The sequence below is a fragment of the Amycolatopsis sp. NPDC058278 genome (assembly GCF_042881395.1).
GTDB lineage: Bacteria > Actinomycetota > Actinomycetes > Mycobacteriales > Pseudonocardiaceae > Amycolatopsis.
This window is the reverse complement of record NZ_JBHVXZ010000057.1, coordinates 14549-23176: the sequence shown is the minus strand read 5'-3', so window position 1 is coordinate 23176 and position 8628 is coordinate 14549. Positions and strand designations below refer to the sequence as shown.

Below are 8628 nucleotides of genomic sequence, written 5' to 3'. Positions count from 1 at the left end.
AACCATGGAGCAGTACGAACTCGACGCCGTCAAGCGGATCACGACGCGGCCGGCGCGCGACTACCGGACCCTGGCGGTGCGGGGCCTGACCCCGGTGCTCGGCGCCGAGGTCACCGGCCTCGACCTGACGCGGGAACTGACCGAAGAACAGCTCACCGAGCTGAAGACGGCCTTCCTGGACCACCACGTGCTGGTGTTCCGCGACCAGGACATCTCGGTGGAGGACCACAAGCGCCTGGCCGCGAGCTTCGGCGAGCTGCGCCCGGTCAACCCGCCGCCCGAGCACGGCGACCCGTACATCCTCGAGGTCGCGACCGCGCCGGAGTCGGCCAACGTCTTCGGCAACGGCTGGCACGCCGACGGCACCGCCGACGCCGAGCCGTCACTGGGCTCGATGCTCCACATCACGCGGGTGCCCGAGCCGGGCAGCGGCGGCGACACGCTCTTCGCGAACATGCACCTCGCCTACGACATGCTGTCGCCGAAGCTGAAGGAGCTGCTGGCCGGGCTGACCGCGATCCACGACGGCGCGCACGCCTTCCGCGGCCACAAGATCCCCGAAGGGTACGAGCCGCCGGTGAGCGAGCACCCGGTGGTGGTGCGGCACCCCGAGACCGACCGGCCCCTGCTGTTCGTCAACCCGGCCTACACCTCGCGCATCCCGCAGCTGTCGGCCGACGAGAGCCAGGCGGTGCTCGACCTGCTGTTCTCGGTCGTGCCGAACCGGCCGATGCTCGCGTGCCGCGTCCGCTGGGAGCCGGACACGCTGGTGTTCTGGGACAACCGCTGCGTCCAGCACCACGCGACGTACGACTACTACCCGCACACCCGCTTCGGTCACCGCGTCGCGATCAACGGCGGCCCGCTCAAAGGCTGACCCCGTCTTCCCCGAGGAGCGCTGTCCCATGTCGTCCGAACCCGTGGTGGACGTCCGCGATCCGGCCGTCCTCGACGACCCGATGCGCGGCTACGACCGCATCCTCGCCGCGTCGCCGGTCTGCCGCGCCCGGCTGCCGAACGGCGCGGAAGGCTGGCTGGTCACCGGCAGCGCCGAGGTGCGCGCCGTGCTGGCGGATCCGGCCGTGCGCAACGACCCGGCCGGCCTGCCGGGTCAGGGCGCGCAGACGCAGGAGGAGGCGTTCCTCGCGCTGGGCACACCCCGGGAGCACCTGCCCTACCTGCAGGCGAGCCTGCTGAGCCTCGACGGCGCCGAGCACACGCGCCTGCGTCGCAGCATCAGCCACGCGTTCGGCGCGTCGCGGGTCGCCGCGTTGCGCCCGCGGGTGCAGCAGATCGTCGACGAGCTGCTCGACGGCCTGGGCGGCACGGCGAACCTGCTGGACGAGTACGCCTACCCGCTGGCGATGGCGGTGGTGTGCGAACTGGTCGGGGTGCCCGAAGCGGACTGGGCGGACTGGTACCGCTGGGGCAAGGTCCTGGTCGACGGCGACCCGGCGCGGATCACGCCGACGCTGGGTGAGATGTTCGCCTACTGCCACGCTCTGGTGGACCGCCGCCGGGCCGAGCCGCGGGACGACCTGCTCAGCGAGGTCGTCGCCCAGGACGACTTGACCGACGTCGACGTCGTGGCCCTGGTCGTGTTCCTGGTGCTGGCCGGCCACGAGACGATGGCGAACATGCTGGCCAACGCGGCGCTGGCGCTGATGCGCGACCCGGCGCAGCGGGAGCTGCTGCGCCGCGAGCCCGAGCTGTGGCCGGCGGCGGTGCGCGAGCTGGTCCGCACGGACGGCCCGGTCCAGCTGGCCCGCTTGCGGTACGCGGCCACCGACCTGGTGGTCGGTGGCGTGCCCATTCGCGCGGGCGACGCGGTGCAGGCGGTGCTCGGCGCGGCCAACCGCGACCCGCGGCAGTTCGCCTGCCCGCACCGGGCGGACATCCGCCGGCAGGCCGAGCACGGCGGCCGCGAAGGCAGCGTGGGATTCGGCTGGGGGCCGCACTTCTGCCTCGGGGTCGCGCTGGCGAAGCTGGAGGCGGAGGTCGCGCTGCGGAGCTTGTTCGAGCGCTTCCCGGAGGTGGCGCCGACGGGTGAGGCGGCGTGGGTGCCGCTGCCGCGCGCCCGGCACCGGGTCGCGTTGGCGGTGCGGCTGCGGTGAACACCCCTGATGTTTCGGTCATCCTGCCCTGCGCCGGGCTGGGAACGCGGTTCGGAGCGCCGTACGCGAAGGAACTGCACTGCCTGGCTCCCGGGGTCACCGTGCTGGACCGCAGCCTCGAAGCCGTGGTGGAACTGGTGAAGAGCGGGCTCAGCGTGCGCGTGGTCGTCGTGATCGGCCCGCACAAGCTGGACACGGTGAAGTACCTGGCGCGCTACGCCGGGACCTTCCAGCTGGTCTTCGTCTACCAGGACGACGTGGCCGAGCCGGGGCTCGACGGCGCGATCCGGTGCGCCCTGCCGCTGACGCGGGGACCGGTGGCGCTGGTCCTGCCCGACATCGTCGTCAGCGGCGTCGACAGCCTGCTTTCCGCGCTGCGGCAGGCGGACGTGGCGGGCTGGAGCGTGGTGGCCGCCGAAGAGCGGGATCCCGGCGTGCTGCGGCAGATGGGCGCCCTGACGGTGGCCGGCGGGGACGGCTTCGTGACCGTCGAGGCCGCCGCGGAAAAGCCGGCCGACCCGGCGGGCTTCAACGCGCTCTGGGGCATGGTGGCGGTCACCGAGGACCAGGCCCACCGGCTGCCGGACGTGGCGCGGCGGGACGCGGACAGCCCGCTGGCCGGGGCGCGCGCCCTCATGGTGGCGCGGATCGTCAACTACAACACCACCGAGGGGTGAGCATGCTCGACGACGTGGTGGCGGCGCTGGACACCGTCCTGCCCCGGCTGGCCGCGGTCACCGGCACGCCCGGGGTCGCCGTCGCGGTCGCGACGAGCGACGACCTGCGGACGGCCGCGACCGGGTTCGCGGACCTGGCGGCGCGCACGCCGATGACCGCCGAGACGGCCGCGCCGGCGGGCTCGCTCACCAAACCGGTCACCGGCCTGGCTTTCCTGCAGCTCGTCGAGGCGGGCATGGCCGGGCTGGACACGCCGGTCGACCAGGTGCTGCCCGCCGGACTGCGCGGTCCCGGTGCGGCGCCCGCCACCACCGCCATGCTGGCGGCGCACCAGGGCGGCTATTCCAGCGACATCGTCACCGCGGTCTCGCCCACCGCGCCGGCCGAGCCGATCCTCGATTACGTCCGCCGCCGGCACGAGACCGGCCGCGCCGTCGAGTACGGCGGGGCACTACCGCTGGTGACGGCCCCGGGGTCCTATTCGTACTCCAGCTTCGGTGTCGGGGTGCTCGGCGGCGTGGTCGAGCACCTGGCCGGCGAACCGTACCGGGCCCGCGTCGAGCGGGACGTGTTCGCCGCGGCCGGGATGCGGCGCACGAGCATCGACGACGGCACGGGGAACACCGCCGGCGCCACCGGGTACCTCGCCTTCGGCGACTGGTGCCTGCCGAGCCCGCCCCTGCGGACGGCGGCCTACCCGGGGGTCGGGATGCACACCAGTGCCGCGGACTTCGCGCGGCTGCTGCAATCCCTGCTGCGCACCGCCCGGGGCGAGCGCGGGCTGGTCGGCCCGGACTCGCTCGCGGCCATGGTGACCCCGCGGGCCGAGCGCCCGAGCCCGCACGGCGTCCGCTCGTTTTCCGGCCTGACCCTCGAACTCGCCGATCCGGCGCTGGGCGAGGACTGGTGGTGGGGGCACACCGCGGCGTTCCCGTGGGGCTTCTGGTGGGAAGCGCGGGTCTGGCCGCACCGCGACCTGGCCGCGGTCGCGGTGGGCAACCGGTGGGACATGGCCAGGTTCCACAACCCCGCGACCCGCAGCGCGCCCGGGCTGGCCGTGGAGTGGGCGGGCCGCTGGGCGGTGTCCGGCCCGCCGGCGAAGCTCCCGGACATGGACGGGCGGCCCCGGTGGACCGGTCCCCGGCCCACGCCGGAAAGCTCGCACTGGATGGGCGTCCTGGTGGGCGAACGCACCCACGGCCTGCTCGGCGTGCCCGGCCCGCTGCCGGTCGCGACGCTGACCGGCGGCGCGTGCTCCCTCGGCGACGGCGACGCGGACGGCTGGGACCCCGTCGCGTTCGGGCGCGGCGTGGAACAGGCGCGCGCGGTGGCGCCGGACCCGGCCGCGTTCGGGGTGCTGGGCCGGGAGCTGGGCCCGGCCGCGGCGCTGTGGATGCTGGAGTGCGGCGCGTCGAGCGCCGACGTCACGATGCCGGTCGGCTTCTACGCCGGGGCATCGCGGTGACGCGGGTACTGCTGTCGACGTACGGGACGCGTGGCGACGTCGAACCGCTCGTCGCCCTCGCGGTCCAGCTGCGGGCGCTCGGCGCCGACGTGCGGATGTGCACCCCGCCGGACGAGGAGTTCACCGACCGGCTGGCCGGTCTCGGGATCGAGCCGGTGCCGGTCGGGCCACCGGTGCGGGCGTTGATGCGCGCGACAGCTCCCCCGACGCCGGCGGAACTGACCCGGTACCGGGCGGAGCTGCTCGAAACGCAGTTCGACGTCTTGCCCGCGGCGGCCGACGGCTGCGGCGCGCTGGTGGCGGCCGGCCTGGCGCAGGTCGCCGCGCGGTCCGTGGCCGAAGCCGCGGGCATCCGCTACGTCTACGCGACCTACGCGGCGGTCAACCTGCCGTCGCCGCACCACGCGCCGCCCCCGCGGCCCGGCTGGCCGGAGCCCGAGGGCGCGGGCAACGCGGCGCGGTGGGAGCTGGACGCCCAACGGGTGAACGCGCAGTTCCGCGAACCGCTCAACGCGCACCGGGCCGCACTCGGCCTGCCGCCGGTGGACAACGTGCGCGACCACGTCTACTCCGCTCGGCCGTGGCTGGCGGCCGACCCGGTGCTGGGACCGGCCACCCCGGACCTCGAAGTGATCCAGACCGGTGCGTGGACTTCGCCGGACGAGCGGCCGCTGCCGGCCGAGCTGACGGCGTTCCTGGACGCGGGGCCGCCGCCGGTCTACGTCGGCTTCGGCAGCATCGGCCCGGCACCGGACATCGCCCGCTGGTCGGTCGAGGCGAGCCGCGCCCGGGGGTACCGGGTCCTCGTCTCCCGCGGCTGGGCGGAGCTGGCCGTGGACGACTGCTTCGCCATCGGCGACGTCAACCACCAGCGCCTCTTCGGCAAGCTGGCCGGGGTCGTCCACCACGGCGGCGCGGGCACGACGCAGACGGCCGCCCGGGCGGGCGTGCCCCAGGTGGTGGTCCCGATCCGCCTGGCGGACAACCCGTACTGGGCCGGCCGGGTGGCCGCGAACGGGGTCGGCGCGGCTCTCGACGGCCCGACGGCGACGTTCGAGGCACTGACCGCGGCGTTCGACATGGCGCTGGCACCGGAAACCGCGGTACGGGCGAAGGCGCTGGGAGCGCAGATCCGCACCGGCGGCGCGGCGACGGCCGCACGCCTGCTGCTCGACGAGCTTCGGTAGCGAGATGCCGCCGATCGGGTGAACTCCGCCCCCAGCCCTCAACCGGGGCGGAGGTCCGGAGTGGACGGTGCGTACCGCCACCGAAACCAGCAGGAGGAAACCGTGCGGAACCACCGACTGCCCACCCTGGCCGGAGCGGCGCTGCTCGCCGCCTTCGGCACGGTCGCCGTGGCCCCGGCCGCGTCGGCAGACGACGCCTACGCCGAGATCGTCAACTGCAGCTACCAGGGCGCGATCCGCTGCGGCTACGGAGGCGTGACCAACGGCCACACCCGGGTGTACGCGTGCGACACCTTCAGCGACGGCTACGGCTTCCGCACCGAGTGGCGGACCCGCAGCGGCGGCGGTTCCGGCGTGGACGACGCCAACGGCAGCAGCTCCGGCTGCAGCGCCAAGATCCCGGGCACCTCCGACAACCCGGTGACCATCTTCCGCGTCTGCCAGAAGACGCCCAACTGGCAGTGCTCGAACTGGCGGAACGCCTGATCCACCGGCGCCGTCAGGGCTCTCGACCGTCCACAGGGGAGCTCCCGGCGGCGCCCGGGGCGAGGTGCCAGACCTCGTCCATGGGCGTCCACCAGGCGCCCCCTTCGCGCGGGGAAAGTGATTCCTGGCACGGGTCGGTCAACGCCCACCAGCGCTGCGTTTCGGGGTCCGCCGCGATGCGGGCCTGATCGGCGTCGTGGTCTTCGCCGACGTATTCGTAGTACCCGAAGAGCAGGTCGTCGTGGCGGAAGATGGTGAAGTTGCGGATGTTGGCTTCCCGCAGCGTCCGTTCGACGCCGGGCCAGACCGCGGCGTGCAGCCGCAGGTACTCCTCGCGCCGCTCCGGGCGCAGGCGGATCAGCATGCCGTAGCGCTGGACCATGGAACTCCTTCCGGACGCCGGTGGCGTCACCGATCGAGGCGGCGGCCGGGGTCACCGGATGCCGGGCGGCGTGCGAGCCATGCTTCGGTGATGTGGTCGAACATCGCCTTCGCCGCGCCGTCCCCGTCCCCGGCCGAGATCCGTTCGTAGACGCGGCGGTGCCCCTGGTTCGAGGCCACGCACAGAGCGCGCTCGCTCGGGCCCACGTAGCGGGCGGTGTTGACGACCTGGCTCTCCAGCGCGCGCACCACGCCCCGGGCCAGGCGGTTGCCCGAGACCTGCATGATCGTGTCGTGGAACGCGAGGTCCTGCTCGCGGTAGGCGACCGGATCGTCGACGAGTTCGTCCATCAGGTCCACCAGCTCCCCCAGCCGGGCGACGACGTCCGGGCCGGCGGTCCGGGCGGCGACCAGCGCCATGTCCGCCTCGAGCAGCCGGCGCGTCACCACCAGGTCGTCCAGCACGGCCGAGGTCTCGTCCTCGGCGATCACCGCGGCCAGGACGAGCTCGTCGAGCATGTTCCACATCGACGCCGGGTTCACCACCGTGCCCGCGCCTTGGCGGACCTGGACCAGGCCTTTCGCCTGCAGCAGCTTCACCGCCTCGCGGACCACGGTCCGGCTCACCGCGAAGCTCTCGCACAGCACCGGTTCGGCGGGCAGCGACGTCCCGGGCGGGTGGACCCCGCGCACCACGCGTCCCACGAGTTCGGCGGTGACCGCGCTCGCCAGGTTCGCGGGGCGGCGCACCCAGTCGGGGGCAGCGGGTTGCCGGTCTGATGCCGTCATCGTTCCTCCGGTCGCACTGCGCCGACCTTCGCCGAACGCACGTGAAGCTTACACAGCGCGGGCGTTGACGTCATACGTCATACGAGTTACGTTTTTGCGCACTGAGCCGGGCCACTCCCCGTCCGGCCACCGTCTGGAGAAGTGAGCAGCGATGAAGCAGCGCACACTATTCTCGGCCGCCCTGGTCGCGGCGTTGGCGTTGACCGCGGGCTGTGGAAGCGCCGCCGGCCCGGCCGCCCCCACCGGCGACGCGAGCGGCAAGCTCGTGGTCTGGGACTGGAAGTCCGGCGACGCGAAGGCCGCGAGTTACGTGGCGAAGGCCAAGGCCGAGTTCGCCAAGCAGCACCCCGGCGTCACCGTCGAGTTCGTGGCCCAGCCCTACGACCAGTACTACACACTGCTGGGCGCGGCGATCCAGGCCAAGAGAGGGCCGGACGTCATGCTCTTCAACGGCGGCGGCCAGATCCGCGACCGGGTCGGCGACCTCGCACCGCTGGACTCCTACGTCGCCGACGACCGCTCGCGCCTCAGCGGCTGGGACGCCTTCACCCAGGAGGGGAAGGTCTACGCCGAGCCGGTCACCCTGCAGGGACACCCCTTCTACTACGACAAGTCGCTCTACGAGAGGGCCGGGCTGAACCCGCAGGCGCCGCCCCGGACCTGGGAGGAGTTCGTCCGCGACTGCGGCACCATCGCCGCGAAGACCGGCGCGAAGTGCCTGGCGCTGGGCAACAAGGAAGGCGCCGGGATCCAGTTCTTCCTGTCGGCCGTGGGTTCGGCGACCCTGACGCCCCAGGAGGCCACCGACTGGATCGCCGGCAAGCGTGACTGGACCTCACCGGACGTCAAGCGCGTCTTCGAGCTGTGGAAGCAGGTCAACGACACCGGGCTGAACACCGACGGCCCGAACTCCACCGCGATGTTCAACGACGCGTTCGCGCTCTTCCAGTCCGGCAAGGCCGCGAACGTCATCGGCCTGATGTCCGACGTCGGGCACTGGAAGGACTTCGCCGAGTTCCTGGGCGCGGACAAGGTCGGCGTGATGACCACGCCGCTGGTCAACCCGGCGGCCACCCCGAGCCTCCCGTACGACGGCGGTATCGGCTACGCGGTCGCGAAGACCACGAAGGATCCCAAGCTGGCCGCGGACCTGGTCCGGGCGCTGAGCTCGACCGACGCCTTGAAGTCCTTCTACGCCGACAGCGGCGCGATCGCCGCGGACACGTCGATCGACGTGTCGGCGGGCGGACCGGCCGTGGCGACGATCGTCTCGGAAGTCAAGACCGGCAAGCCCGCCCTCCACGTCGCCCTTTCCTCGAAGACGCTCGACCTCATGGGCCGGCTCTCTCAGCAGCTGCTGAGCGGCTCGATCGGCGTCGACGAGGTGCTGCAGCAGCTGGCCGCGTCGGACAAGGGCTGACGGCGTGACCGGGTACTCTCCCGCTCCGGTGGACCGGGCTCCGGCCCGGCCCACCGGGGGACCCGCGCCGGTCCGGCGCGCCCCCCGCGGAACACGGCTCGAGCGCTT

The 8628-nt window shown here is 73.3% G+C and carries 9 protein-coding genes; 7 read left to right on the top strand and 2 right to left on the bottom strand.

Features of this window, described 5'->3' with window-relative positions; all coding sequences use genetic code 11:
- Window positions 1-4 precede the first annotated feature (4 nt).
- The 6 genes from ACFVYA_RS27530 to ACFVYA_RS27505 all read left to right on the top strand — a co-directional run bounded on the left by ACFVYA_RS27530 (window position 5) and on the right by ACFVYA_RS27505 (window position 5930).
- Complete coding sequence (locus ACFVYA_RS27530) at window positions 5-877, top strand: TauD/TfdA dioxygenase family protein (protein WP_387049040.1); 873 nt, start codon at window positions 5-7, stop codon at window positions 875-877.
- A gap of 28 nt (window positions 878-905) precedes the next feature.
- On the top strand, window positions 906-2114 hold the full coding sequence (locus tag ACFVYA_RS27525; protein WP_387049038.1) for a cytochrome P450: 1209 nt from the start codon (window positions 906-908) through the stop codon (window positions 2112-2114).
- Window positions 2111-2791, top strand: coding sequence for a hypothetical protein (locus ACFVYA_RS27520; RefSeq protein ID WP_387049037.1), 681 nt, complete (start codon window positions 2111-2113; stop codon window positions 2789-2791). The genes ACFVYA_RS27525 and ACFVYA_RS27520 overlap by 4 nt, the downstream gene beginning before the upstream one ends.
- A gap of 2 nt (window positions 2792-2793) precedes the next feature.
- Entirely contained in the window at window positions 2794-4257 is a 1464-nt protein-coding gene (locus ACFVYA_RS27515; protein ID WP_387049034.1) for a serine hydrolase domain-containing protein, read from the top strand.
- Window positions 4254-5444: a glycosyltransferase gene (locus ACFVYA_RS27510; protein WP_387049033.1), complete on the top strand. Its 1191-nt coding sequence runs from the start codon at window positions 4254-4256 to the stop codon at window positions 5442-5444. Before ACFVYA_RS27515 ends, ACFVYA_RS27510 begins: the two co-directional genes overlap by 4 nt.
- Window positions 5445-5546: 102 nt before the next feature.
- Window positions 5547-5930, top strand: a complete 384-nt coding sequence (locus tag ACFVYA_RS27505) for a hypothetical protein (protein WP_387049032.1) — start codon at window positions 5547-5549, stop codon at window positions 5928-5930.
- A gap of 13 nt (window positions 5931-5943) precedes the next feature.
- Here the strand turns inward: ACFVYA_RS27505 and ACFVYA_RS27500 are convergent, their stop codons facing one another.
- Both ACFVYA_RS27500 and ACFVYA_RS27495 read right to left on the bottom strand, forming a co-directional pair.
- Window positions 5944-6312 (bottom strand): L-rhamnose mutarotase, encoded by a 369-nt coding sequence (locus tag ACFVYA_RS27500; RefSeq protein ID WP_285990985.1) that lies wholly within the window; start codon window positions 6310-6312, stop codon window positions 5944-5946.
- Between the two features lie 26 nt (window positions 6313-6338).
- The gene (locus ACFVYA_RS27495; RefSeq protein ID WP_285990984.1) at window positions 6339-7100 is read right to left on the bottom strand and encodes a FadR/GntR family transcriptional regulator; all 762 of its coding nucleotides are present in this window, start codon (window positions 7098-7100) and stop codon (window positions 6339-6341) included.
- Between the two features lie 151 nt (window positions 7101-7251).
- Between ACFVYA_RS27495 and ACFVYA_RS27490 the strand changes: the two genes are divergently transcribed.
- Entirely contained in the window at window positions 7252-8520 is a 1269-nt protein-coding gene (locus tag ACFVYA_RS27490) for an ABC transporter substrate-binding protein (RefSeq protein ID WP_285990983.1), read from the top strand.
- Window positions 8521-8628 lie beyond the last annotated feature (108 nt).